This is a genomic window from Cohaesibacter celericrescens (assembly GCF_002866925.1).
Lineage (GTDB): Bacteria > Pseudomonadota > Alphaproteobacteria > Rhizobiales > Cohaesibacteraceae > Cohaesibacter > Cohaesibacter celericrescens.
In genome coordinates, this window is record NZ_PKUQ01000051.1 from 1 (window position 1) to 482 (window position 482).

Consider the following 482-nt stretch of genomic DNA (forward strand, 5'->3'; position numbering starts at 1 on the left):
GGCCCTGTCGCAAAGTTTTTTTGTTAACGCGGATTTGAGACTTGTTCGGCGAGAAGGTACTTCAATTCATTGGATAGCTGCAGCATGATTCTCAATACCATTGCCGAAAAACTGAAGCGCCGCTCGAAAGATGATTTCAAAGGTCGCCAATTTGAAGCTTGGCTGATCATTCAAGCGGTTTCTTGGTACTTGCGTTATCCGCTGAGCTATCGTGACTTGGAGGAAATGTTCAATGAACGCGGTTTCGAGGTGGATCATAGTACCGTCAATCGTTGGGTGTTGGCCTATGCCCCATTAATCGAGAAGCGATTGCGCCGGTTCCGTAAGCCTCATTGCGGATCTGTTCGAATTGATGAAACATACATCAAAGTTCGTGGTACTTGGAAATATCTGTATCGGGCTATCGACAAGCACGGCAATCCGGTCGATTTCCTGCTCTCAGCAAAGAGAGATCTTGGCGCGGCCAAGCGATTTTTCCGCAA

Annotated in this window: 1 protein-coding gene; it reads left to right on the forward strand. The window is 47.5% G+C overall.

From position 1 onward, the window contains the following. Positions 1 to 84: 84 nt before the first annotated feature. Positions 85 to 482 (forward strand): IS6 family transposase (locus tag C0081_RS19715; RefSeq protein WP_146006500.1); only part of this gene is annotated, 398 nt, incomplete at its 3' end.